This window comes from Hydrogenimonas urashimensis (assembly GCF_016593255.1).
GTDB lineage: Bacteria > Campylobacterota > Campylobacteria > Campylobacterales > Hydrogenimonadaceae > Hydrogenimonas > Hydrogenimonas urashimensis.
Genome location: NZ_AP023212.1, coordinates 47,336 through 73,140, shown reverse-complemented (window position 1 = coordinate 73,140; position 25,805 = coordinate 47,336). Strand labels below are relative to the sequence as shown.

The 25,805-nt window shown below is 52.8% G+C and carries 25 protein-coding genes and 1 other RNA gene; 5 read left to right on the top strand and 21 right to left on the bottom strand.

Annotated elements, in window-relative coordinates:
- Positions 1-64: 64 nt before the first annotated feature.
- From glmS to JMG82_RS00335, 4 genes are read left to right on the top strand one after another with little or no spacing between them, the layout of a single operon-like run.
- Positions 65-472, top strand: coding sequence for a methylaspartate mutase subunit S (glmS, locus tag JMG82_RS00350; RefSeq protein WP_201352962.1), 408 nt, complete (start codon positions 65-67; stop codon positions 470-472).
- The gene (locus JMG82_RS00345) at positions 469-1,830 is read left to right on the top strand and encodes a methylaspartate mutase (protein ID WP_201352961.1); all 1,362 of its coding nucleotides are present in this window, start codon (positions 469-471) and stop codon (positions 1,828-1,830) included. The genes glmS and JMG82_RS00345 overlap by 4 nt, the downstream gene beginning before the upstream one ends.
- Positions 1,827-3,050, top strand: coding sequence for a glutamate mutase L (locus JMG82_RS00340; protein WP_201352960.1), 1,224 nt, complete (start codon positions 1,827-1,829; stop codon positions 3,048-3,050). The genes JMG82_RS00345 and JMG82_RS00340 overlap by 4 nt, the downstream gene beginning before the upstream one ends.
- Positions 3,047-4,612: an AMP-binding protein gene (locus JMG82_RS00335; protein ID WP_201352959.1), complete on the top strand. Its 1,566-nt coding sequence runs from the start codon at positions 3,047-3,049 to the stop codon at positions 4,610-4,612. Before JMG82_RS00340 ends, JMG82_RS00335 begins: the two co-directional genes overlap by 4 nt.
- A 75-nt stretch (positions 4,613-4,687) precedes the next feature.
- Here JMG82_RS00335 and JMG82_RS00330 read toward each other — a convergent pair whose 3' ends face one another.
- From JMG82_RS00330 to mltG, 16 genes are all read right to left on the bottom strand, one after another.
- Entirely contained in the window at positions 4,688-4,924 is a 237-nt protein-coding gene (locus tag JMG82_RS00330) for a hypothetical protein (RefSeq protein WP_201352958.1), read from the bottom strand.
- A gap of 3 nt (positions 4,925-4,927) precedes the next feature.
- A complete protein-coding gene (locus JMG82_RS00325; RefSeq protein WP_201352957.1) occupies positions 4,928-5,677 on the bottom strand; it encodes a carbonic anhydrase in 750 nt (249 codons plus the stop codon).
- A gap of 99 nt (positions 5,678-5,776) precedes the next feature.
- Positions 5,777-6,209, bottom strand: an RNA gene (gene rnpB / locus JMG82_RS00320) — RNase P RNA component class A.
- Positions 6,210-6,266: 57 nt separating this feature from the next.
- Complete coding sequence (locus tag JMG82_RS00315; RefSeq protein ID WP_201352956.1) at positions 6,267-8,063, bottom strand: molybdopterin-containing oxidoreductase family protein; 1,797 nt, start codon at positions 8,061-8,063, stop codon at positions 6,267-6,269.
- 137 nt (positions 8,064-8,200) lie between these two features.
- The gene (locus JMG82_RS00310; protein ID WP_201352955.1) at positions 8,201-8,773 is read right to left on the bottom strand and encodes a 2-oxoglutarate:acceptor oxidoreductase subunit OorC; all 573 of its coding nucleotides are present in this window, start codon (positions 8,771-8,773) and stop codon (positions 8,201-8,203) included.
- 3 nt (positions 8,774-8,776) lie between these two features.
- On the bottom strand, positions 8,777-9,643 hold the full coding sequence (locus tag JMG82_RS00305; RefSeq protein WP_201352954.1) for a 2-oxoglutarate ferredoxin oxidoreductase subunit beta: 867 nt from the start codon (positions 9,641-9,643) through the stop codon (positions 8,777-8,779).
- Position 9,644: 1 nt separating this feature from the next.
- Entirely contained in the window at positions 9,645-10,784 is a 1,140-nt protein-coding gene (locus JMG82_RS00300; protein ID WP_201352953.1) for a 2-oxoglutarate synthase subunit alpha, read from the bottom strand.
- Between the two features lie 15 nt (positions 10,785-10,799).
- Complete coding sequence (locus tag JMG82_RS00295; protein WP_201352952.1) at positions 10,800-11,117, bottom strand: 4Fe-4S dicluster domain-containing protein; 318 nt, start codon at positions 11,115-11,117, stop codon at positions 10,800-10,802.
- The gene (locus JMG82_RS00290) at positions 11,114-11,413 is read right to left on the bottom strand and encodes a heavy-metal-associated domain-containing protein (protein ID WP_201352951.1); all 300 of its coding nucleotides are present in this window, start codon (positions 11,411-11,413) and stop codon (positions 11,114-11,116) included. The genes JMG82_RS00295 and JMG82_RS00290 overlap by 4 nt, the downstream gene beginning before the upstream one ends.
- A 1-nt stretch (position 11,414) precedes the next feature.
- Positions 11,415-12,287 (bottom strand): succinate--CoA ligase subunit alpha, encoded by an 873-nt coding sequence (gene sucD / locus JMG82_RS00285; RefSeq protein ID WP_201352950.1) that lies wholly within the window; start codon positions 12,285-12,287, stop codon positions 11,415-11,417.
- 12 nt (positions 12,288-12,299) lie between these two features.
- The gene (sucC, locus tag JMG82_RS00280) at positions 12,300-13,463 is read right to left on the bottom strand and encodes an ADP-forming succinate--CoA ligase subunit beta (protein WP_201352949.1); all 1,164 of its coding nucleotides are present in this window, start codon (positions 13,461-13,463) and stop codon (positions 12,300-12,302) included.
- A 23-nt stretch (positions 13,464-13,486) separates the two neighbouring features.
- Positions 13,487-14,047 carry a Fe-S-containing hydro-lyase gene (locus tag JMG82_RS00275; RefSeq protein WP_201352948.1) on the bottom strand — a complete coding sequence of 187 codons (561 nt, stop codon included), beginning with the start codon at positions 14,045-14,047 and terminating at the stop codon, positions 13,487-13,489.
- Between the two features lie 9 nt (positions 14,048-14,056).
- On the bottom strand, positions 14,057-14,908 hold the full coding sequence (locus JMG82_RS00270; RefSeq protein ID WP_201352947.1) for a fumarate hydratase: 852 nt from the start codon (positions 14,906-14,908) through the stop codon (positions 14,057-14,059).
- A complete protein-coding gene (gene mdh / locus JMG82_RS00265; protein WP_201352946.1) occupies positions 14,905-15,864 on the bottom strand; it encodes a malate dehydrogenase in 960 nt (319 codons plus the stop codon). The genes JMG82_RS00270 and mdh overlap by 4 nt, the downstream gene beginning before the upstream one ends.
- 173 nt (positions 15,865-16,037) lie before the next feature.
- Positions 16,038-18,224, bottom strand: coding sequence for an NADP-dependent isocitrate dehydrogenase (locus JMG82_RS00260; RefSeq protein WP_201352945.1), 2,187 nt, complete (start codon positions 18,222-18,224; stop codon positions 16,038-16,040).
- 103 nt (positions 18,225-18,327) lie between these two features.
- Positions 18,328-19,287, bottom strand: coding sequence for an endolytic transglycosylase MltG (gene mltG / locus JMG82_RS00255; RefSeq protein WP_201352944.1), 960 nt, complete (start codon positions 19,285-19,287; stop codon positions 18,328-18,330).
- A gap of 1 nt (position 19,288) precedes the next feature.
- Between mltG and JMG82_RS00250 the strand changes: the two genes are divergently transcribed.
- Positions 19,289-21,817, top strand: coding sequence for a YhdP family protein (locus JMG82_RS00250; protein ID WP_201352943.1), 2,529 nt, complete (start codon positions 19,289-19,291; stop codon positions 21,815-21,817).
- A 16-nt stretch (positions 21,818-21,833) separates the two neighbouring features.
- On the opposite strand, the gene cdd is transcribed toward JMG82_RS00250, so the two are convergent.
- Genes cdd through deoD form a run of 5 tightly spaced genes read right to left on the bottom strand, consistent with a single transcriptional unit; the run spans position 21,834 to position 25,796 of the window.
- Positions 21,834-22,232, bottom strand: a complete 399-nt coding sequence (gene cdd, locus JMG82_RS00245; RefSeq protein WP_201352942.1) for a cytidine deaminase — start codon at positions 22,230-22,232, stop codon at positions 21,834-21,836.
- Positions 22,229-22,846 carry a hypothetical protein gene (locus tag JMG82_RS00240; protein WP_236579147.1) on the bottom strand — a complete coding sequence of 206 codons (618 nt, stop codon included), beginning with the start codon at positions 22,844-22,846 and terminating at the stop codon, positions 22,229-22,231. Before JMG82_RS00240 ends, cdd begins: the two co-directional genes overlap by 4 nt.
- A gap of 2 nt (positions 22,847-22,848) precedes the next feature.
- A complete protein-coding gene (gene deoA / locus JMG82_RS00235; RefSeq protein ID WP_201352940.1) occupies positions 22,849-24,174 on the bottom strand; it encodes a thymidine phosphorylase in 1,326 nt (441 codons plus the stop codon).
- A gap of 22 nt (positions 24,175-24,196) precedes the next feature.
- Positions 24,197-25,078: an outer membrane protein OmpK gene (locus tag JMG82_RS00230; protein WP_201352939.1), complete on the bottom strand. Its 882-nt coding sequence runs from the start codon at positions 25,076-25,078 to the stop codon at positions 24,197-24,199.
- A 10-nt stretch (positions 25,079-25,088) separates the two neighbouring features.
- Positions 25,089-25,796: a purine-nucleoside phosphorylase gene (gene deoD / locus JMG82_RS00225; protein ID WP_201352938.1), complete on the bottom strand. Its 708-nt coding sequence runs from the start codon at positions 25,794-25,796 to the stop codon at positions 25,089-25,091.
- Positions 25,797-25,805 lie beyond the last annotated feature (9 nt).

Sequence of the window (25,805 nt, the reverse complement as noted above, 5' to 3'; positions counted from 1 at the left end):
ATACTTAAAAACATCTCCGATTGGATAAAATATCGATCATATTTCCAAGTGAAGAAGAATCCGGATGAAAGTTGTAACAGGAGTGGTCGGAAACGACATCCATGTCGTCGCCAACCGATTGATCGAAATCTCTCTCAAAGAACGCGGTTTTACCGTCTTCAACCTGGGGGTCAACACCTATCTCGAAGAGTTTCTCGATGCCGTCATCGAGACCGACGCCGACGTCCTGCTCATCTCGTCCCTCAACGGCGAGGCGGAGGGGTGGTGCCGGGATCTGCAGATTCTTAAAGAGAGCTACCGCTTCAGAAAACGCGTCGTCTTCATGATCGGCGGCAACCTGGGAGTCGGAGAGATGGACCCAGATGCGCTCGTGCCCAAATTCAAAAGCTACGGCTTCGACCTCGTTTTTCACCAGGTCGATCTCAACGAGGGTCTCGACCGGCTCGAAGTTTTTCTGAAGGAGAGCGCATGAGCCTTTTCAGGCGCGAACGGGAAATCATCACGAGAAACGAGTATGTCGACCATTTCGATTTCGACGAGATCGAAGAGTTCGTGAAAAACGCCAGCAAAGAGCTCTTCATCTCCCATCGTTTCAAAACCTCCGACGCGATGCAGGTACAGCCCCGCGGCGGCTTTCCGACCTATGAAAAGGTGTTTCGTCTCTACGAAGAGTTCAAGGAGGCGGGTGTCGACGTCCTGCCCCTGACGATCGATTCCAACACACGTCTCAACGATTACGCCACCGCCAAGAAGATGCTAGCGCTGAGTGAAGAGAACGACGTGGACATGCTCAACGGCTATCCGCTCATCAACCACGGCTACCGCACGACCCGGAAAATGATCACCCATTTCGACACCCCCGTCAGCCTCCGTCACGGCACACCGGATGCCAGGCTCCTTGTGGAGATGGCGCTCGCTTCGGGCATTTTCGAGATCGAAGGGGGACCCATCACCTACCTGCTCCCCTACTCCAAAAATTTTCCGCTGGACAAAGCTTTTCTCTACTGGAAATATGTCGAGAAAGTATGCGCCCTCTACTCCAAGCTCAACGAACCGATCAACCGGGAATCTTTCGGTCCCCTGAGCGCCACGCTTCAGCCGCCGGCCATTGTCATCGTCATCCAGATCATCGAAATGCTGCTTTCACTCGAGGAGGGCGTCAAATCTTTCTCCGTCAGTTTCTCCCAGACCGGATCGATGATTCAGGATGTGGTCACCGCCAACGTGATCAGGAAACTTTCCCGCCGCTACGCCGATATGTTCGGCCATCACGACGCGGATATCCATCTCGTTTACCACCAGTGGATGGGGGCGTTTCCCTACAACAAGGAGTTCTCCGACGCCCTGATCACCGCCTCGACCGTCATCGCCGCCATGGTGGGTGCCGACAAGATCATCACCAAGACACGCAACGAAGCCTTCGGCATTCCGACCAAAGAGGCCAACGCCCGGGCCGTCGCCAGTGTCAAGTACACCCTCGGCATGCTCAAGGGACTGCCCAATGTCAGCGACGAAGAGGAGGAGGAAAACCTCACCAACATGGTCAACGAAATCATGGAGGCGGTTTTGAACGACAGCGCCGACACCCTCTGGCGCAAAGTTTTCAACGCCATCAAAAAGGGACATATCGAGATCCCCTTCTCTCCCCATGTCATCAACGCCAACGAAGTCATAACGATTCGCGACCCCCAGGAGAACATTCGCATTCTAGAACGGGGAAAACTGCCGATATCCGACAGAAGCTTCGCCTTCGAAAGATCGAAAATCAGGCTCAAAGAGGGCGAAAGGGTCGTCGACAAAATCATCAAAGACATAGGAATCATGCAATGAGCGCCGTCAGAAAAAAACTTCTATTCGATATCGGCAGTACCTATTTCAAAGTGGCGGAAAACGGAACTATCCGCCACTGGTTCCGCGATTTCAACCGCCCGATTTTCGAGGATCTGATGGACAAATGCGGTGATCTTGTCGCCAAATACAGGCCGGAAGAGATCCAGATCTGCAGCTCCGCCAACGGCGGATTGAGCACTCTGATTATTGGCATCAGCAACTCTTTCAGCCTCAAATACGCGATCAATATCGCCTTCAACTCGGGTATCAATATCATCGATACGGTGCTCTATCACGAAATCGAAAGGGCCACACCTCCTGTGGAGACGATCGATGTGGTCATCATCGTAGGAGGCATCGACGGTGTGGGAGGAATATTCGACGAGAAACTCATCGGTTTTCTGGAAAAGTGCACCTTCCAGAATATCGTCTACGTCGGCAGCGCCGACGAACGGAATTTCCTGAGCGGACACATCCGGCGGCTGGTCGTGCTTGAAAACATCATCACCGAAAAACTGAAGATCAACGAACGTGCGCTCAAAACCTACCTGACCGACCTCTACCAGGCCGACATCATGGGCAAGGAAGATATCAAACAGCTTTACGAAATCACGGCCAACCAGATTTTCTCCACCCCCTACGTCGTCAACCGGGCGCTTCCATTCATCAGTCGCCGTCTCGACGTAACCGATCCTTTTATCGTCATCGACATCGGCGGTGCTACGACCGACATCCACTACAGCCGTGACCTTGTAAGCGACAACATCACCGGCGAAGGAGGCTACGACCGCCTTGTATTCAAAAAGCTGGGTGTCTACAAATCCCGAGAAAGCCTGGTGCATACGGCCCGTCAGAACGAATTCGTCTATGAGCTGCTCAACCACCTCAATGTCACCGAAAACGTTCTCGAAGAAGAGAGCGAAGCGGCGACGAAGGTTCTGATGCAGCTGGCGATATTCCTCGTTCTTTACAAAGTATCCAGACACCACAGCGAGTATGTGGAACTGAAACTCGAAAACCTCAACAATATCGTTCTCACAGGCGGAATCACGAAAGTACTGGAAAAGGAGGATGCGGAAACGATTATCCGCTTCTTCTACAAAAAACTGCTGCATTTCCATCAGATACCCGAAATCGTTCTGGACAGAAATTACGAAATCTGGACCTACGGAATGCAGGCGATTTTGGAAAACAACGAGGCCACCAAGGAGTTACCATGACCGTCAATACCGTTCGCGAACTGCTCGAAAACGCCGCCCGCTACCATCCCGAAAAAACAGCCATCACGCTGGGAAGCGAGCACTATACCTATGCCCAGCTTCTGGAACGTGTCAACCAGGTGGCACACTATCTTACGACCCTGTCGCTGCCCAGAGGTAGCCGTATCGGCATCTACTCCAACAAGAGCTGCGACCAGGCAATCGCTATTTTGGCTATCATGTCCACTGAACATATCTTCGTGCCGATTACCCGGCTGCTCAAACCGGAACAGGTCAAACATATCATCGAGGATTGCGGTATTGTGTGCATCATTACCGATACCCAAAAAATCGAAACCGTCAAAGCGACCGGTTTTTCGGGAAAGATTGTCTCCTACACTCCCACAGATGCCAGCGATGTCTCTTTCGAAGAGATCTACAAATGCTACACGGGCGAGCACAGCTGCGAGATCAAGGGACACGACAACGCCGCCATCACCTACACTTTCAGTTCGACGGGCAATCCCAAGGGAATCGTCATCAACCACCGTGCCTTTTTCGACGGAGCCGCCATCGTATCGAAGTATCTGGATATCCGTGCCGACGATGTCATCAGCGGCATCCTCTCTTTCAACCTGGACTACGGTCTGAATCAGATATTCACGGCGCTTTTCAATCGGGCGACACTCGCGATTCACAAATTTGTCCTTCCGAGCGATTTTTTCACCCATCTCATCGACGACGGCGTGACAATCCTGCCGCTGATGCCTATCCACATCACCCAGATGTTCGACGAAGACCCCCACCGCATTCCGAAGCCCGAGCATTTTAAAAAACTGCGAACCATCACTTCATCGGGCGGCAACATCACTCCGCTCATGATCAAAAACATCACGACCCACTTCCCCGATGCCAGGTTCTACTCGATGCACGGCCTGAGCGAGGCGTTTCGTTCCGCCTACCTCGATCCGGCACAGATCCATATACGCCCCAACTCCATCGGCAAGGCGGTGCCCGACGTGGAACTCTACATCATCAACGATCAGGGAGAGGCGTGCAAGCCCCGCGAAGTCGGCGAACTGATCCATCGCGGGGCCTGTATCTACAAGGGGTACTGGAACGCACCCGAAGAGACCGAAAAACGTTTCAAAAGTATCAGAATACTCGACAAGGTCCTCGAACCCGAAGGCCGGCTTACCGACGAAATCGTCGTGGCCAGCGGGGACTATGTCTACGCAGACGAAGAGGGATACATCTATTTCGTCTGCCGCAAGGACGATATGATCAAGACCCAGGGCTACCGTGTCAGCCCCTACGAGATCGAAAGTGTCGTCTATGCGAACATACCCGAAATCACCGAATGCGTCGTTTTTTCGATACCAAACGAGGAAATCGAGGAGGAGATCGTCATGGTCTACGGGGGCAAAAGAGAGCTGCCGAAAAACGAGATCCTTTTCGAACTGAAAAAACATCTCCCCAACTATATGCTGCCGGCTCAGATCGTTTTCAATCCCAACATGCCGAGAAAATCACTCCACAGTCGAAGCATCGACAAAGAGGCGCTGCGTAAAGAATTTCTATAAAAAGGTGAGTGGTCGTTGGTCGTTGGTAATTTATAAAAACCGCTATCAGCACCCCAACGACAAACGACTTACGACTTAGCGCAGAAAGCTCCCCCCGCAACGCATGCAGTACCAGTTGGGCGCATCGACGCTTCTGGCATTGCCACCTATCTTCAGTTCGCCTTTCTTCTCTTTTTTCAGAAGCTCTTTGGTGACCTCGACACTGTAAACGACGGGAACGATGTATTTGTTGGTGCGACAGGATTTACACCGGGGGCGGAAGGGTTTCCGCCGCGTCGTTTTGCGTGTAGGAATATCGAAAGGGTCGTACATCGCCTACTTCAGAATAATACGAGCATTGAGAGGTTGAACGGGACGGTTGTTGGCATCTCCCATGATGTTGGCGAACTCCCGGACCTGGGCTTTGGAGACAGTAACCGGATGCTTGAGAATAAGCCAACGGACCCCCTCGGAGCAGGGCGGCGTGGTCAAAGAGCCGTTGAAACGGTAGTAGGCTCTGTTTTTGGGAAGCAGATGTTTGACATCGTCTGCCGTCATACTCAAATGGTGTTTTCTGCCCGCATGTTTGGGCATTTTGCTCCAGATTTTGGCCAGAATCGGATTGGCTTTGCCGTATTGGAACATCACCGCCACGACCGCCAGGTTGCCGTGTGCATCGGCATGGACGAAGTGAGCCTCCAGCGGGAAGGATCTTCCGTCGATGCGGTTTTCGCTGGGTGTATGGAAGTGAAACTGCTTCAACTCGAATGTGATGCCGTCGATCGTGATGCCGCTGCCGGCCTCGATGTCGACCTGCTCGGTATGGCCGTTGTCCACCACATCTTCGGTCGCAGTGTGGTAATCGAACCGGATCGCCGGCAGTTCGGTTTTGTAGGCAGTATCGGTTCGGATGTCGATGGGAGACTGGTTTTTACCGATCATGCACATTTTGTAATCGTCAGAGAGCTGTCCCCACTGTTCCGGCCCGCCGTGGCCGCTGTAGCCCCAGTGGATAGCATGATGATCCGCCATGACAACGGAAGAGACAATTGCCGTGGCAAAAAGAAAAGAAACGCCTTTTTTCATCTGTAGATTCCTTGGATGCAAGATGAAAGCAGTATAAAGAATAACAAATTAAAATCAGTTTATATTATTGATTTTATTGATTAAAGTGTAGAAGAGGGATTATTAGGCACGGCTGTAAGCCGGGTTATGTCGAGGATGCTTATTTATCTACACGTCATGTCGCCATGACGCTCAAGCGAAGGGCCCAAGTTGTGAAGCTTATACCATACCCTTCTTGCTGCGGGTTGGGTTTACATAGCCGCCAAGGTTGCCCAAGGCGCTGGTGGGCTCTTACCCCACCGTTTCACCCTTACCATCCGAAAATTGCGCGGCAGGAGTAAGGCCCCTGCTCGCTATGTCGACACTGGGTCCGCTTCGGCAGCGGGCCTGCGGTGCTGGCACCGCTTTGTTGTGTGCCAATTTTCCGGATGGCGGTCTGCTTTCTGTTGCACTGTCCCTCACCTTCCGGTGGCCGTCCGTTAGACGGAACCCTGCTTCACTGCAGCCCGGACTTTCCTCATGACTTGCGTCATGCAAGCATCCGCCGTGCCTGATGGAATTATAGCATATTTTTTAAATTTTTCTTAATCATGGATTGTTGGAGGTGCCCTTATTCTTCGCCCTCTCGGCGGATTTTCACTTTGACCTCCTGAAAACAGGCGTTGTCTCCCTCCTCGCTTTCGATATCCGGCGTGAGGTAATTGACGCCGTAGGTCCCGGCGTGAATGAGTACACAGTCGGGGCGTACTTTCTCCGTCGTTTTGACTCTGAACGGATGCTCGCCGATTTCGGAAAATACGATGACGTTCTCTTCGTCTTTGTATCCGAGTGAAGGATGGAGGTACACCCTGTCGTCCCGTCTGAACTGGGTATTGAGGGAGTGGGGAGATTTGGGAGTCAGAAGCCGATAGATGTCCTTCTCCTCTTTGAGCCCTTTTTTTCTGAATTTTCTAAGAGGTTTGATATCCTCGAAATCGTCGTCGAAGTCATCGATATATTCGAAAGGTTCGTCACCCTCGTCTCCAAACCCTTCGGCGTAGGGAATCTCTTCATAACCCGGAGCGATGTGGGCTTCCCCCTCCTTCTCACACTGGCCGAGCCACCGGTCGAGGTAGACCGTTTCTGGCTCCAGTCCCTCCAGCCCCAGCTTTTCGAACATCTTTTTGGTGAAATCGTACTCGCTGATACCGATGTCGCTGTCGATCACTTTGTTCATCCGCATCACATACTGATGGCCGTAACTGAGGCGTATATCCTCCTTTTCCAGAAAAGTTTTGGCCGGCAGAACGATGCGCGCCAGTTCGCTTGTTTCATTTTCGTAAAGGCCGAAATAGATAAGGTTTTCGACCTTCTTCAAGGATTCGACGACTCGTCGGGAGTTGGGCATGGAAGCAGCGGGGTTGCCTCCCTGCACAAGCACGGTCTCAAACGCTTCGAACGGGGTCGTGACGATGGAGACCGTATCGGTTTTGACCCTGAAAGGGTCATCAAATCCCAGACGGCTGTTGCCAAGAAAACTGACACCGCACCCCTCTTTGCCAAAATGCCCCATCGTCGCCGCCAGGGAGTCGATGGCCTGAAGCACATAGTGGCCGATGGTATATTTCTGTACACCGTTTCCCACCAGATAGACCACTCTCGGTTGCTGGAGCATCAGCAAAAGATCTCCCATCTGATCGAGGCTCAGTCCCATATACTCCAATATAGCTTTGATGCGAAAGCTCCGGGTGAAATCGTAGAAGTCGTCGATATCCATCTCCATCGACTCCAGCCATTCGTCGTTCTGGGCATCTTCCATGATATTGAAGCGCGAGAGCATAATGGCCAGGTAGAAGTCGGTACGGGGTTTGAGCTGGATATGCAGATCTGCCCTTTTGGCGATGGGGGTTTTTACCGGGTCGATGACAACCAGTTTTTTCCCTTCGATGAAGGGCATCAGATGAGCGTTGGTCACTGTCAGGTTGCGTCCCCAGACAACCACCACGTCGGCTTTGGCGATCTGCTCGGGGGGCAAAATACGATTCAGTCCCCGTCCCGCTTCAATGCCCGCCTGGCCCGCCGCGTCGCAGAGGCTTCCGTGAGTCAGCGTCCCGCCCAGTCCGCTCATCAACAGGTTGGTGACATTTTGCATGACACCCAGGTTTCCCGAACCGCGCCAAAGCAGCGGATTTGGCGCTTTCAGTGATTCCGCGATGGCATCGAGAGCCTCTTCCATCGACACCTCCTTGCCATCCACTCTCGCTCTTTCGATACGTGGCGTTTCGTGCATGTAGCGGTTGAGCATGGCGCAGAGCGCCCCGTTTGCCATGGGATGGGCTTCTGTGGCGATCGGCTTGTTGGGATGAGCCGGGTCGCAGGTGATGGCGCAGGCGTCGTAACAGTCCAGAGGACAGGCGGTTCGTATCATTGAGACTCCAAGACGTTAAAGGTTCGTGATTTGGAGTGATTATAACAAAAAGGAGGCAGTGGTTTTTGAGGTAAAAAAAATAGAGAAGATTATTCAGATTGCAGCGCCCAAAGGCGCTGCAGAACTTCGGCCAAATGTTACTTTTTCACAGGACCTTTGGCAATGGCCTCTTCGGCATACTTCTTGCCAAGCTCATACGCTTTGAGATTCGCTTCATGAACTTTCTTCGGAACTTTGCTGAGCATCGTTTCGATCAAAGCCTCTTCCGGAAGTGCCTTCGTAAAGGTGTTGGCAATGGCCAGGGCGACGACACTTTGGGTAATGACGTTACCGACCTCTTCCTTGGCGATCGTGATGATCGGAATTTCGTAGATATTCCACTTGGCGTAATCCTCGTCCTTCGGATAGACCAGGTTGGGATCGATCACGATGGTTCCGCCTTCGCGCACCCCGTTTTTAAAGAGTTGGAAACTTTTGTCGGCGACAGAGAGCATGAAGTCGATCTGCCCGTCAATGGCATAAGGGTACCAGATCTCTTTGTCGTCGAGCTGGATATCAACGACGGTCGGACCGCCGCGCACCTGGGAAGTATAGGTTGCGGTTTTGACACCGTAGCCGCCCATTTTGATTTTCGCCGCGGCGAAAATCTCGCCGGCCAGCAGGACACCCTGTCCGCCGACTCCGGTAAATCGCATGACAATTCTACTCATCGCTTATCCTTCACTGCTCGATTTTTTAAAATCTTCCGGCGTCAAAGGCCCACGTTTGCCCTGATAGACCTCTTTCAATTTGCCATAGAGGTTCGTGTACTCTTCGACTTCGGTATCCTGTTTCAGAATACCGGTCGGGAAATAACTGTTCTTCTCTTCGTCCGGAAGTTTTTCCCACTTCTTTTTGGACATCGTGATAGAGTCAATCCAGTCGAGGTTTTCCATCGCCGACTGCATCTTGTTTTTTCGACCCAGGTTGATGTGGCAGTTGGAGAAGACATCGACGAAGGAGAATCCTTTGTGCTTCAGCGCTTCGACGAAAACTTTTTCCAGCTTTCTCGGCTCGCTCACCTTTTCGCGGGCGACGAAGGAGGCACCGGATGCTTCGGCCAGTTTGCAGGCATCAAATGTCGGATCGATATTGCCTTTTTTCATTGTCACCGTCCACATGCCCTGGGGCGTGGTCGGAGAGGTCTGGGAGTTGGTCAGGCCGTAGATGAAGTTGTTGATAAGGATCATTGTTATATCGATGTTTCGTCGGCAGCCGTGAATGGTGTGGTTACCGCCGATCGCCAGCGCATCGCCGTCACCGGCGACACAGACGACATGCTTGTCAGGGTTGGCCAGTTTGATTCCCGTAGCGTAGGCTACGGTTCGGCCGTGGGTGGTATGGACCGTATTGACGTCGATATAGGAGGAGAAGCGCCCGGAACAACCGATTCCCGAAACGACACACATATCGTCTTTGTTGATGCCCAGTTTGTCCATGGCGCGTATGAACGCTTTCAGGATCACGCCGTCACCGCATCCCCAGCACCAGAGGGTTGGCATCTTGTTGACACGCAAATATTCATCGTAATTGAAAGCCATATTAGAATACCTCCTTGACTTTGTTGATAATGTCTGCCGGGGAGAATGGTCGGCCGTTGGTTTTGGTCAGTTTCTGGATATCTTTGCGTCCCATCGCCCGCTGGATCTCTTCCAGATACTGTCCCTGGTTCAGCTCGATAGAGAGGACTTTGTCGAATTTCTGTCCAAGTTCATAGAGTCGCTCCTCCGGGCTCGGCCAGAGAGTGATCGGTCGGAAAAGGCCTGCCTTGATACCCTGCTCACGAAGTTCCAGAATCGCCTCTTTGGCCGCCAGTGATGCGGAACCGTAAGCGACGAAGAGGATATCGGCATCATCAAGCATGTACTCTTCGTTGCTTTCCAGTTCGTCGCGATGAGCGTCGACCTTTCGGAAAAGACGGTCGATCAGTTTGCGGCAGGTTTCGATCTCTTCGGTCGGGAATCCGTCGGCATCGTGATGAAGGCCGGTAAAATGGTAGCGGTAGCCTTTGAACATCGGATTGAGAACCGCCGGTTCATCCTGGCCAACACCGTAGGGCTTGTACTCTTCCGGCGGGCCGTCGAAGGTTTTGCGCGGCTTGATGCCGGCTTTGACCTCTTCGAGGCTCGGAAGAATCGCTTTGCCGTGCATATGGCCCAGAGTTTCGTCGGTCAAGACGATTACAGGCTGCATGAAGCGGTCGGCCAGGTTGAAGGCGCGCACCACTTCCGTATAACACTCAGCAAGTGTTCCGGCACAGAGGGTGATCGATTTGTAGTCGCCGTGGCTCGGATTTTTCGCCTGCGCGACATCGCCCTGGGCAACACGGGTCGGCAGACCGGTGGAGGGACCGCCACGCATGACGTTGACCACCACCAACGGCACTTCCGCCATCTGTGCAAGGCCCAGGTTCTCCGCTTTGAGGGAGATTCCGGGACCGGATGTCGCCGTCAGGGATCGGACACCGCTCATTCCCGCACCGATAGCGGCACAGACTCCGCCGATTTCATCTTCCATCTGAATGGCCGCACCGCCAACTTTCGGCAAGAGGTCGGAAATCGTATGCATGATTTCACTCGACGGGGTAATAGGATATCCGGCGAAGAACATACAGCCGGCGTCGACCGCTGCAATGGCGGAAAGTTCGTTACCGGAAGATATCAATTCTCTTTTGTCACTCATATTTTTTCTCCTTTGTTAGGCACCGAGAACCATATAGTTGTTTTCGGCGATCTTCTTCGCGCGCTCTTTCGCCTGCTCGGTCAGTTTGGCGAACTTGTACTCTTTCTTGTCCGCTACGAAAATAGCGAAATCGGGGCATGAGAGTTCACATTCGTTGCATCCGATGCAGGAATCGGGCTCGACGACGGTAATCATCTGTCCCAGAATGGTGTGGGGATCGTAACGCATGGCCAGTACGCCCGCAGGGCATACGGCAACACAGATGTCGCATGCTTTGCATCGATTTTCATCGGTCCAAACCGGAGTGTTCTCCGGTGCTTTCATCAGACTCATTGCTTCTCCTTCGTTGGATTGAATTTTCCAATAGCACAGGAAACGAAACTTTTTCCTTTCATCACCGCGCTTTCTATATTCGATATTTCATCGTCGACTTGAGGATACCCCAGTTTTCTTAAGGATGAAATTAAAATCTCTTCTTCAGCATTGTCCCCGATTTCGACTGTTACCTTTCGTGGCATTACACTCAAGTCGATGACAACGCTGTTACCAAAATGCCCAGAGAGTGCCTTTTTTATTGTGGCGGCACACCCTTCGCAGCGTATGTTGGCTACTTCGTAGGTTTTAAGCAACTTACTTGCCCATTACCTCTTTGACGGCCTTGCCGATGTCAGCAGGAGAAACGACGACTTTGACACCAGCCGCTTCGAGTGCCGCCATCTTTTCGGCTGCCGTACCGCTGCCGCCGGAGATGATCGCACCTGCATGTCCCATCCGCTTGCCTTTCGGAGCGGTCTGACCTGCGATGAAAGCGACGACCGGTTTGCTGATATGCTCTTTGATGAATTCGGCTGCCTGAATCTCGAGATCCCCGCCGATCTCGCCGATCATAACGATCGCTTCGGTTTCAGGATCGGCCTCGAACATCGGAAGGAGTTGTTTGTAGCTAAGACCGATGATCGGGTCACCGCCGATTCCGACGGCCGTGGTGATTCCCAACCCCTCCTTAACCACCTGGTTGGAAGCTTCGTAGGTCAGCGTACCCGATTTGGAGATGAGACCCACGGGCCCTTTTTTGAAGATAAAACCCGGCATGATTCCGATTTTGCACTCTTCCGCCGTGATGACTCCCGGACAGTTGGGTCCTATCGTACTCATTCCCTTTTTCGTCGCATAGGCTTTGGCGTACATCATGTCTTTGACGGGTGCGCCTTCGGTAATGATGACAGAAAGTTCGATACCCGCATCGGCCGCTTCCATGACCGCATCGGCGACAAAAGCCGGCGGAACGAAAATCATGGAGACTGTGGCACCCGTCGCATCGACCGCTTCCTTTACCGTATTGAAGACCGGCTGTCCGAGGTGTTCCTGTCCCCCTTTGCCCGGCGTAACGCCACCGACGATTTTCGTACCGTACTCGATGCACTGAGAAGCGTGGAAGGTACCCTCTTTGCCGGTAAATCCCTGGACGATGACTTTCGTATCTTTATTGACCAAAATACTCATACTACTCTCCTTTTACTTCGCAGCTTCGACCGCTTTTTTCGCACCGTCTGCGAGGTCGGTCGCTGAAATGATGTTTTTGATACCGGCATTTTTGAGAATCTCTGCCGCCTCTTCCGCATTGGTTCCATCAAGACGCACGACGACGGGTACATTGACATCGGTCAGTTTCGTCGCTTCGAGAATACCGTTGGCTACACGGTCGCAGCGCACAATCCCGCCGAAGATGTTGACAAAAATCGCTTTGACGTTGGGGTCTTTGAGAATGATTTCGAATCCTTTGGCCACCGTTTCGGGGTTGGCTCCGCCACCCACGTCGAGGAAGTTGGCGGGTTCGCCCCCTTCGTGCTTGATGATATCCATCGTCGCCATCGCGAGACCCGCGCCGTTGACCATGCATCCAACATTCCCGTCAAGTTTGATGTAGCTGAGTCCATGCTGTTTGGCTTCCACCTCCGTCGGTTCTTCCTCACTCAGGTCACGCATTTCATGAATGTCCGGATGGCGGCCCAGCGCATTGTCATCAAATCCCATCTTGGCATCAAGTGCCAGAAATTTGCCGTCCCCGGTTTTGATAAGAGGATTGATCTCGATCATCTCCGCATCTTTGTCCATGTAGACTTTGTAGAGTGCCTGGGCGAATTTGATGAAAGGTCCGATCTCCTCTTTCGCCAATCCCAGACCGAAAGCAAGCTCGCGTCCGTGGAATCCCTGGAATCCGATCGCCGGATCGATATGGACCTTGACGATCTTTTCGGGTGTCTCGGCAGCCACCTTTTCGATCTCCATGCCGCCCTCGGTGGAGGCCATCATGACCGGCATTTCGAGTGCACGGTCCAGAAGCATTCCAAGATAGTACTCTTTGGCGATATCCGCACCCTCTTCGATGTAGACTTTCTGAACCAGTTTTCCTTCCGGTCCGGTCTGATGGGTCACCAGTGTCATGCCGAGTATCTCATCGGCCCAGTGGCGCACCTCGTCGATCGACTTGGCGAGTTTCACACCACCCCCCAGGCCGCGGCCGCCGGCATGAATCTGCGCTTTGACGACCCAGATGTTGCCACCCAGATTCTTGGCCACTTCCACCGCTTCGTCGACGCTGAACGCAACCTGTCCGCGCGGCACCGGAACGCCATACTCACGAAAAATCTCTTTCGCCTGATACTCATGAATGTTCATGTTAATCCCTTTCGTTTAGATTTTCAGTCTTTGACTTCGTACTTCTTGCGACCCTCTTCATAAAGGTCGTTCCCATAGGCGTCGTTGATGACTGTCACCGGAAAATTTTCGACTTTGAGCATGCGGATCGCCTCGGGTCCGAGCTCTTCGTAGGCGATCACTTCCGCCTCTTTGATCAGCTTGCCAAGAAGCGCACCGGCACCCCCTGTCGCACCGAAATAGACCGCCTTGTACTCTTTACAGGCGTCTTTGACCGCCTGGTTGCGTTTCCCTTTTCCGATCATTCCTTTCAGACCGTATTTGATGAGTGTCGGCGAGTAGCTGTCCATACGGTAGCTGGTCGTCGGCCCGGCGCTTCCGATCGGTTCACCCGGCTTGGGCGGAGTCGGTCCGACAAAATAGATGACGGCGCCCTGCAAAGGAAAGGGAAGTTCCTCTTTGTTCTCAATCAGATCGACAAGGCGTTTGTGCGCCGCGTCTCGGGCTGTAAAGATCGTGCCGGAAAGATAGACGATATCCCCGGCTTTGAGGTTCATGATATCTTCGTCTGTAAGCGGTGTGGTAAGATAGTGTACTTGACTCATGGCAAATCCTTAAATCGTTACGTGATTGTGTCGGCTGCTGTGGCACTGGACATTGACGCTGACCGGAAGGCTGGCGATATGGCACGGATTTTTTTCGACATGGACAGCCAATACCGTTTCCGTACCGCCCATTCCCATGGCACCAATCCCCAGTTTATTGAGCTCGTAGAGAAGCTCTTTTTCGAACTCGGCCACCTCCGGATCCGGATGGGGTTTGCCCGCTTCACGGAAGAGCGCATACTTGCTCGCAACCGCCGCTTTTTCGAACGTACCGCCGATTCCGACACCGACGATGATCGGAGGACAGGGATTCGGGCCCGCTTCGGAGATGACCTCCTTGACGAAATCGATGACACCCTGCGGCCCCTGTGCCGGTGCCAATACACGGGCGCGGCTGACATTTTCGCTTCCGCCCCCTTTGGCGGCGTATTCGATCTCGATTTTGTCCCCTTCGACAATATCGTAATGGATGACGGCGGGAAGATTGTAGCCGATCACGTCTTTGAGATTGGCGCGGGTAAAACAGTCGCACGTGGAAGCGCGCAGATACCCTTCGATGTATCCCTCTTCCGTTCCCTTGTTGATCGCATCGGTCAGGGTGCCGCCGGTTACATGCACATCCTGTCCCACCTTGACGAAATAGACCGCAAGACCCGTATCCTGGCAGAGGGGGCGTTTCTCAGTTCGCGCGATCTCCGCGTTTTCGAGAAGCTGCTCCAAAACTTTCTTGGCCACCGGGCTTTTTTCTTTCTCATGCGCCTCCTTGAGTTTTTTCAGCGCATCCTCCGGCAGATTCGTGGCCGTATGAATGACCATGTTCTTGACCGCTTTGACGATATCTTCGTAGGCAATTTCTCTCATCGTTTCTCTCCAAAAAAGTTGTTTTTCTCGAGTGTATCGATCAGTTCCCTGACAGACTCAACCGATTTTTTGAACATTTTCCGCTCGCAGGCATTGAGCGAGATATTGATGATCTCCTCGGCACCGTCGGCACCGATGCTGACAGGAACACCGCTGACCACGTCGCTGTATCCGTATTCGCCATCCAGATAGACGGCACAGGGATAGATCTGCTTCGTGTCTTTGAGTATCGCCTCGACCATGATCACCGCAGACTTACCCGGCGCATAATAGGCGGAACCTGTCTTGAGATAGTTGACGATTTCCGCACCGCCATGTTTGGTCCGCTCGACAATCTCGTCGATCTCTTCATCCGTCAGAAGATCGTTGAGGGGCACGCCGGCAACGGTGGAGTAGCGGGGAAGCGGCACCATGTCGTCACCGTGACCGCCCATCACAGACGCCCGGATCTGACCGGCACCGTATCCCAGTTTCTCCTGGATGAAATAGGCCATTCTGGAACTGTCAAGAATTCCTGCCATGCCCAAAACGCGATGCCGCTCGAAGCCGCTCTCCCGCAAAGCCACATAGGTCATCGCATCCAGGGGATTGGAAACCATAATGATGATGGCATTGGGAGAGTAGGTTTTGATATCGTTGACAACTTCACGGGTGATTTCGGCATTCGTCATGAGCAGGTCATCCCTGCTCATCCCAGGTAGTCTCGGACTGCCGGCAGTAACGACGACGACGTCGCAATCCTTGAGCTGATGGGGCTCTTCGGCGACCGAGACGATCGTATGGCTGCGCGCAGCGGCGGCGGCCTGGCTCATGTCAAGCGCCTTTCCTTTCGCAATATCTATTTTGTTGTCTCTGAGTATGATTTCATGGCACGAACCATTCATGGCAAGAATAAACGCGGCTGTCGAACCGACATTTCCGGCTCCGACGATACCGACTCGTTTTCCTTTTCCCATTGGCAATCCTTAATTTTAGTTTTTCTTCAGCCTGCCGATCAGGGAGACTTTCAGTTTGATAATTCCGGAAGATAAACGAATAAAACTTCAATCTTTCAAACTGATGTATACTGCGCAACATCAGTTTCAAAGTTTTACTCACCTATCTTGCCGCACCCGAAGGTGCGGGAAAATCACGCGATGGAATCGATAATATCGTTGAATGTCGTGCTCGGACGCATAGCCTTTTCTGCCTTGATATCGTCAGGATCGTAATAACCTCCGATATCTTTGGAGCTGCCTTCGCTGGCTAGCAACTCTTCGAGAATCTTCTCTTCGTTTTTGATAAGCGCTTCGGCTATCGGCGTGAAGGTGTCAGCCAGCTCTTTGTCCGCGGTCTGTGTGCTCAGAGCTTCCGCCCAGTAGCGTGCCAGCCAGTAGTGGGAAGCTTTGTTGTCGGGTTCGCAGCATTTTCGGCTGGGAGCCTTGTCGTTTTCCAGATACCCTTCGTTGGCTTTGTCGAGGGTGTCGGCCATGACACCGATCCGCTCGTCTTCGGATTTCATATACTCCATGCGAAGCGATTCGGCCAGGGCCAGGAACTCACCCAGGCTGTCCCAGCGCAGGTGCCCCTCTTTGAGGAACTGGTCCACATGCTTGGGCGCGGAGCCCCCGGCACCGGTTTCAAAAAGGCCGCCGCCCGCCAGCAGCGGTACGATGGAGAGCATCTTCGCCGACGTTCCGAGCTCCAGAATCGGGTACATGTCGGTCAGGTAATCCCGCAGGACGTTACCGGTGACGGAGATGGTATCCAGACCCGCACGGGCGCGCTCGTTGGTGAAGTAGGTTGCGGTTTCCACATCCATGATGGGCAATTCCAGGCCGGTCGTGTCATGTTCTTTGAGATATTTTTCGACCAGCTGGATCATATTGGCGTCGTGGGCACGCTTCTTGTCGAGCCAGAAGACGGCAGGTACGCCTTCGATGCGGGCACGCTCGACCGCCAGGCGAACCCAGTCGCGGATCGCTTCGTCTTTGGCACGCACCAGTCGCCAGATATCCCCTTTTTCCACTTCGTGCTTCATCAGCACTTCGCCGCTTTCGGAGACCACTTCCATGACTCCGTCTTCGGCCACTTCAAAGGTGGTGGGGTGGGAGCCGTACTCTTCGGCTTTTTTCGCCATCAGACCCACGTTGGAGACACGTCCCATGGTCGTGACGTCGAACTGGCCGTTCTTCTTGCAGTCTTCCATCATCGCTTCATAGAAACGGCCGTAGCTGCTGTCGGGGATGACCGCCAGGGTTTCACGGGCGTCGCCGTTTTTGTCCCACTGCTTGCCTCCTTCACGAATGACGACCGGCATGGAAGCGTCGACGATGACCAGGTTGGAGGCGTGGAGGTTGGTGATGAGATTGTCGCTGTCGCTCATGGCCAGGTCGGGTTTTTTGTTCAAAATAGCCTGCTTGAACTCTTCGATTACATCGTTTCGGCCCGCTTTCTCCAGGCGCCCGAAGAGATCGCCAAGACCCAGGTTGGGGTTGTATCCCAGCTCTTTGAAGAGATCACCATGCTTTTCGAAAAGCTCTTTAAAGAAGATTTCGACAGCATGGCCAAACATGATGGGATCGGAGATTTTCATCATCGTCGCTTTGAGGTGCAAAGACCAGATGAGATCTTTCTCTTTGGCTTCTTCGATCGTCTTTTCATAGAAGGCACGGAGTTTTTTGGCGGACATGAAGGTGGCATCCAGCACCTCGTCGGTTTCGGCTTCGATCTCTTTGAGGGTTTTGCCATTGAGCTTGATGGAGACGGTCTGCGCTTTGGGGATAATGACGGACTGCTCGTTGGAATAGAAGTCGCCGTCACCGTCCATGTGGGCGACGCGGGCTTGGCAATCTTCGGCGAAAGGCTTCAGGCGGTGGGGATTTTTCTGGGCATACCGTTTGACCGCCAGGGCGGAGCGGCGGTCGGAGTTGCCTTCCCGAAGCACCGGGTTGACCGCGGAGCCGAGGCAGGTGGCGTATTTGGCGGCAATCTGCTTCTCCTCTTCGGTCTGGGGATTTTCGGGATAGTCGGGAATGTCGTGACCGTGCGCCTGCAGTTCGGCGATGCACTCTTTGAGCTGGGTAACGGAAGCGGAAATATTGGGCAGTTTGATGATATTGGCTTCCGGCTTGTGGACCAGTTCGCCCAGTTTGGCCAGTTCATCCTCCGCTTTGCCCATGGCGGCAAGCACGCGGCCGGCCAGGGAGATGTCGCTCAGTTTCACGTCGACACCCGCTTTGGAAACGAACTTCTTGACGACGGGATAGAGCGAATAGGTAGCCAATGCTGGCGCCTCGTCGATTTTGGACCAGATGATGGTCGGATTGGATGCCATGCTTTCTCCTTGCTTTTGGTTGTTTGTAATCTTTATATTATCAACCAATCGGTTAGTAACTTATAAATAGCAGGCAATCGAAAAAATTAGGATCATGTATGTTTCATTTATTCACACTTTTGATGTTTCTAAGATGCGTTTTGTAACGCTTCGTAAAAATATGTTTTCCATTCTTTCCTTTGACGAAATAGAGATAATCCACATTCGCCGGTTTGATGGCCGCCTTGATGGCATCGAGAGAGACACTGCCGACCGGGGAGGGGGGCAGACCGGTATATTTATAGGTGTTGAAGCGGCTCATATCTTCATCAATTCGGCGTTTCGTCACTTTGACATGGGAATATTTGCCATAATTGAGAGCGCCGTCCATCTGAAGCGGCATCCCCTTTTTCATACGGTTGTAAATTACAGCCGAAACGAGCGGCATCTCCCTGGTATCGGCCGCTTCTTTCTGAATAATCGAGGCAATCGTTACGTATCGAAACCATTTTTTCTCATTGTAGGTACCGAAAAACTTTTTCGAAAGTCTTTCGTGACGTGCCATCGACCGTTTGATCAGATGATAGACGAGATGTTCCTCGGTAATTCCCATGGGCACGAAATAGGTATCGGGCCATATGACGCCGTCGGGATAGGGAGCGTACCTGCGGTAGGCGTTATCTAGCTTTTTTGGGTCCAGTTTCAGTGTCCGCGCCAACTGATCGAAAAAAATGACGCGTGTCTCGCCAGGGATCAGTTTCACTTTCGTCATCGCCGCTTTGGCATGGGTCAGCCGATAGAGAAAATCGGCTTTTGTCAGACACGTGGTCCCGATATCGATCCAACCCTGCTGGGGATAGCCGAAAAAACGCAGCAGGTAACGGTCGAGCCCGTTGGCATCGATGCCGCTGCGATGCAGATATGCTATAATCGTAGCCCCTGTGCCGGCAGGAAGAAAGAGTACCCGATTGCTTTTTACCGGCTGAACAAGATAAAACGCAAGTGAAACGATGATAACAACGACAGCGAAAATAGTCCACTCTGCACTTTTGAAAATCGTTTTCACTATACTTTTTCTGTTCATTGTGCTGGCCGTTGTCCTTGCTCATGGTGTAAAGATCCCCCACATCGATCTTCCCGGTCTCAAAATAAGCGAATTTTACATCAAATTAGATAAAAAACTCATCATCGAAATCGATCGTGTAACGATGGAAGGTGCGTCCGGAAACCGCAATTCACTGCAGGAGATGGAGAAAATCGGCGATCTTCTGCGTTATCTTCCCCACTTTTTCGACACGATACAGATCAACGACCTCATCGTCGGCAAGGAGACTGTCCATCTTCTCTTCTATGACGATATCTTTTATGTAGAGACCGACAAACTCCAGCTCGCGACGAAAATCTATTACGATTCCAGGCGGAAGATCCTTTTCGCAAAAATTGCCACCCTCTATTTCATCCAGCCCGATCTTTCCTTAAAGGGACGCTTTGCGTACGACGGGAGCAACGGCATCTGGAAAGGGGAAGGCAAATTCGACGGCCTTGGGCTTCGGGGCAACTTCCTTGTGTGGCACAGTGACGATACCGTCCGTTTCATCGTCAACAGCGACATGGCCGACTCGATCAAGCCGCTCGTGGACTATCTCGCTCCGCCTGAACCTGTCAAAGTATGGATCTATCCGAAAATCCCAGCGAAACAATACATTCTCCACTATCTCAAAGGGGAGTTGACCCTCAAAAAGGATGGATCCATCATCATCGATCCAACGAAAATGGAGGGGTACGCCACCGCTTACGATGCTCAAATCCATTTCCATCCCGACCTGCCCCCTGTCAGAACACCCCGCATCGATGTGAGTTTTCGCCACAACACATTGGGCTTCAAACTTCACCACCCGCGCTATCGAAAGAAAAAACTCGACGGCAGCCGTGTCCGGATACGCAATCTCATCCCCTCCGGGAAAAAACCCGAGCTCGATGCCCATATCGTGGTACAAGACAGATTCGACGAATCGGTTCGTAAAATTCTTGAAACATACGGCATTCCTATCCCTTTCGTACAGACAAGAGGGATCGTGGATGCCATCGTCGATTTTACCGTCTCTCTGACCGACGGCCGTATTGTCTCATACAAAGGAGATTACAGAAGCGAAAGCGCCGAACTGCTCTTCGACAATGCGATACCGGTGCCGGTTCGCGATCTGCATGTGGTTTCCCGGAACAAAACCGTCACCATCGAACACTGCCGCATCACCATGAAACCCTATCTCGAAGCGAAATTCCGGGGCACCATCGATCTTTCCGCCAGAGAGGGGAGCTTCCAGTCGACTATCGAAAAGCTGCGCTATACAACTTCCAAAGGCGTAAACCTATTTAAGATGGAGAACAAACCCCTGCAGGTCATGATGGCGTTCAAAGAGGATATCCTTTTCGATATCCCGGACCTGAAAACGAAATTCAGATACCGTCCCGGCGGACTACTCCGCGTTTCGGCCACGAATCTCGAAACATACAAGCCTTATCTGCTTGGGCCTCTCAAACCTCTAAAAAATGGATACATCCACCTTCTTTACAAAAAGGGAAAAACCGACATTCGAGGAAAAGTGATCTATCCGAACGATATACTCAGCTACCGGCATACGCCCATCGAACAATTGGATATCGACATTCATCATACACCCCGCAAGAGTATCGTTAAGATCAACGACAAAATCACGCTGGTCCAGCAAGGGGAAACGACAACGATCGACATGGACAAAATCGATGTGAACATTACCGGAGTACAAAAGCTCATCGACCCCTATCTGAAAAGTTCCGCCGCCGGATTGAAGAATTCAGCCGCCTCCCGAGTCATCCATGTACATGCCGGGGAGAGTACCCTCTATACGCGCTTTGCCTATCTGCCGTGCGACACCTTCGATCTTAAAATAACAACGGCGCATCCTTTCTCCCTCCTTTTCGAGTCGACCCATGGAAGCGGACATATCAACGCCATTATCTACAACGACGATATCAAGGTCATAGGAAAAAACTTGCCCGACAGAGTGATGCACGGGATTCCCGCCTTTAAGAATCTTTACGGTGGCTATTTCGACTTCGATGCCGTTGGGAAGATCGACGATTTCAACGGAACCGTCGTTTTCAAGGACACCCTGTGGGCGAAAAACGCTGTCTACAACAACATTCTGGCGGTACTGAACTCCGTTCCCGCCATTTTGATGCTGAAAAATCCGGGATTCAGCAACCGGGGTTTCAAGATCGAAAAAGGTATTGTCAAATACCGTTACAAGGCACCGCGCTTCCATTTCGAACAGATCGATATCAAGGGCGAAAGCGCCAATATTTTCGGCAAAGGTTTCATCGATCTTGAGAGTCGGCGAATCGATGTAAAAATGCGGATCAAATTTTTAGAAACCATCAGCAAGACAATGCACAAGATTCCGGTGGCCGGCTATATTCTTTTCGGGAAAGACGGGACCATCTCCATAGGTCTCTTGGTCGAAGGATCGCTGGACGATCCGACCGTCCGTACCAGCGCGGCGAAAGACATCGTGACGGCACCTCTTAACATCATCAAACGCACTTTCACCTTTCCCTTCCATCTTTTCGAATAGTCGGTAACGCGGCATCTCATTCCAGTGAATCAAAAGCGTGGGGAAGCAGATCGGCAATGGAGTGTACCGTAACATCCTCTCGGGAGCGGTAGATATGAATTTTGGCGGCATTGCGAGAGAGTTCGGCAATCACCTGACGGCAGGCGCCGCAGGGATAGGCTTTGACACACTCCCCTTCCCCGTTCACCGCCAGGATATGCACTTCGGCGATATCCCCGGGTTTCGCACCTTCCGTTACACTATGAAATATGGCATTGCGTTCGGCACACATCGTTGTCGGATAGGCCACCGATTCCACATTGACGCCCCCATACGTTCTGTCATCTTCCAAAACCGCGATAGAAGCCACACGAAATTTGCTGTAGGGGGCATAACAGTTGTCTATAAGCTCCCGAAGGCGGTCAAAATGGTTCACAGCACCTTCTCGTATGTATCGGTGGAATCGGGAACTTTCCTAAAGCCTATGCGCTCAAGGTATCGGGCGTATTCTTCGCTTCTGGCATGGGCAAAAATTTTTTTGATCCCCCGTTCCCTGAAAAGCTCTGGATGTTTAACAAAAAAGTATTCGCCCAGTTTGTAGTCCCGGTAGCGGGGAAATACGAAATCGAGCTTGATATCAAGAATGTCGCCAAAACGGTCTCCCGCAATAATCCCGGCTATTTCATTGTTACGAAGCTGGTAGAGCGCCTTTTGGCACTGTTTCAGTATCTCGATGGAGACCAGTTTCTCGATCTCTTCCCGGTAGGTCTGCAGAAAGTGATTGAAAAGTTCCGAATCGATGTCGGCCGCGACTACCGTGAATTTCTCTCTGGCCGTATAGAAAATATAGAGATAGTAGATATTGATGAGCACGATACCAAAATTCAAGAAAGCGACGGGAATGGAGTGAATCAGCAGCCCGTATATCGTATAAAGAAGGGCGCCTACCAGGTTGATCCAGCGCAGTTTGACGATGGAAGCCATCGTCAGGGAGATCAAAATGACGACGGAGGCGAGATATCCTAGCCATTCGATCCAGTCGATTTGCATCATCACTCCTTAGCAATCTTTTTTAGAATCATCGGTTTGGGTTCTGGGGTACTTTCTCCAACCTGCACCGCCTGGCGAATACGCCTTTGCGCCTCTTTAAATTGCGCTTCGCTGCGCACATGGGCGACGGCCAGGGGCCTTTGGCCATCGACCCGCTCTCCCAGGGCGGCGAAATCACTAAAACCCACGGCGTAGTCGATGGGATCGCTCGGCCGGGTTCTTCCGCCTCCCAAGGCGACGACGGCAAGGCCCACGGCGCGGGTGTCCATCGCCTCCACGACCCCCTCCTTTTCGGGATAGATGGGGCGTACGATGGGCGCACGTTCCAGATAGTCGTCGTAACGATCCATGAAATCGGCCGGGCCGCCCAGGGCCGAAACCATGTGTGCGAAACGCTCCGCCGCTTCCCCGTTGTCGAGGACAGTCTGAAGTTTCCGCCGGGCCTCCTCTTCCGAGGATGCCAGTTTGCCCAAAAGCAGCATCTCGGCACACAGCGCCATCGTCACTTCATGAAGCCTGGGGTTGCGCTTATCGCCTCTTAGGTACCGAACCGCTTCGCGCACCTCCACCGCGTTGCCGGCGCTGCTTGCGAGCACTTGGTCCATGTTGGTGATCAGCGCGGACGTCCGGCACCCCGCCCCGTTGGCCACCTCCACGATGCTTTCGGCCAACTCCACGGACTTTTCGAAGGTGGGCATGAAGGCGCCGCTGCCCGCTTTGACATCCATCACCAACACCGCCAGCCCCGCCGCCAGTTTTTTGGAGAGGATGGATGCGGTAATGAGGGGAATCGACTCCACCGTCGCCGTCACGTCCCGGATGGCGTAGAAGCGCCTGTCCGCCGGCGCCAGGTTGCCGGTCTGGCCGATGATGGCGACACCCACCTCTTTGACCACCTTTCTGAAAAGTGCATTGTTGGGTGCCGTGTCGTACCCCGGTATCGCGTCGAACTTGTCCAGCGTGCCACCCGTATGACCCAGTCCGTGTCCTGATATCATCGGCACGTATCCGCCGCAGGCAGCCACCATGGGCCCCAGCATCAAAGAGACCACGTCGCCGACCCCGCCGGTGGAGTGTTTGTCGAGCACCGGCCCGTCCAGCCCCAGACTTCGCCACTCCAGCACTTCGCCGCTGTCGCGCATCGCCTCGGTCAGGGCGATACGCTCCTTCATCGTCATCCCATTGAAATAGACCGCCATGGCAAACGCCGCGATCTGCCCCTCGCTCACGTTCCCGTCCGTGATTCCTTTGACGAAAAAGGCGATCTCCTCCCGGCTCAGTTCGCCGCCGTCTCTCTTTTTGCGGATAATCTCCTGGGGAAGCAGCATATCGATCCTTTTAGAACTGAAGTTAGAAGTTATATTTCAAAGTGTAAATCACACCTGTTAGATAGTCGTAGGAGCCCAGTTTGTGCCACGCATACCGGTACTGAACGCCTCCGGAAAAATGTTCATTCACATGCCACCAGGCAGCCAGTGCCCCCTGCACGCCCCAGGATGAGCGGTCTCCAAAGGGCTGCCTAGAGCCGTCCGGGTTGAGATAGGTCGATTCATCCCGGTCCCACTCGAATTCGTGCCAGTTGGAGAGGGAGAATTTTTGGTTGAAGAGCCTAAAATCGTAGTTGAAGACCCATCCCCCCATATAACCGTTCCAAAGCGATTCGTGGAAAGAGTCGTGCATGTAGTGGAGGCCCACGAAAGGGCGCATAAAAAAGTTGTCGCTTATATATTTGTAAGCCAATCCGATCACCAGATTGTTGACATGGAAAGTCTTGCCATAGAGATAGTAGTCTTGAATATGCAGCTGCACATTCTTCATCCACCCTTTTGCTTTGGGAATATTGATATCGAGAATCGGCTTGATGACCCATCGGCTGTCCCTGGGCGCCTTATCGGCATCGAATCCTTTGCCCGGATTCTCCCAGTCGGTGAAAAAGTAAAATTCACCCCACCCCCAACCGGCTCCCCCTTCCAGTTCAATATAGGGGAAATCGTCGTAGTTACCTGCCCCCCGGCGTTCGCTTCCGTCGCTCCAGTCGAGATAGTTGATGTTGACGTCGTTCCAGGTAAAATCGGGTTTGTACCAGGGCTTTGAGGCCTCCTGCTCTCCCTCACTTTTGTAAGCGGCGATCTCCGCCTGGGCTTCCGAAGCCTCTTTCGCCCACAGCGATGGTCCCGCCATCAACAGCGACCCCAAAAAGAGCGTGACGATCCATCTTTTCCTTTTATTCATAATCATCAACCTATGAAACGGCCACATCCAGGGCAATCTCCATCATCGCGTTGAACTTGGTCTGCCGCTCTTCGGAGGTGGTTTTGACACCGGTGCGGATATGGTCGGAGACGGTGAGGATGGTCAGAGCCTTGGCGCCGAACTCCGCCGCCACACCGTAGAGGCCTGCCGCCTCCATATCCACCCCCAGAATGTTCAGCTTCTCCATCAGATCGAACATCTCCGGTTGGGGCGTATAGAAGAGGTCAGCGGAGTAGATGTTGCCCACCTTCGTGTCGATCCCTTTGGCCTTGGCGGTGTCCACCGCCTTTCGCAGCAGTTCGTAGTCGCAGATGGCGGCGAAATCGTGGCCGTTGAATCGCATCCGGTTGACCTTGGAATCGGTAGAGGCGCCCATACCGATGATGACATCCAGCACCTCGATATCCCGGCTCACCGCGCCGCAGGTGCCTACCCGAATGATTTGCTTCACGCCATATTCGGTGATGAGTTCGGTGGCGTAGATGGAGGCGGAGGGAATACCCATGCCGCTTCCCATCACCGAGACCCGTTTGCCTTTGTAGGTGCCGGTAAACCCGAACATGTTGCGCACGTCGGTGACCAGTTTGGCATCCTCCATGAAGGTTTCGGCGATGAATTTGGCCCGAAGGGGATCTCCGGGCAGCAGCACCGTTTCGGCGAAATCGTCCGGTTGTGCGTTGATATGGGGGGTTGGCATAACTTCTCC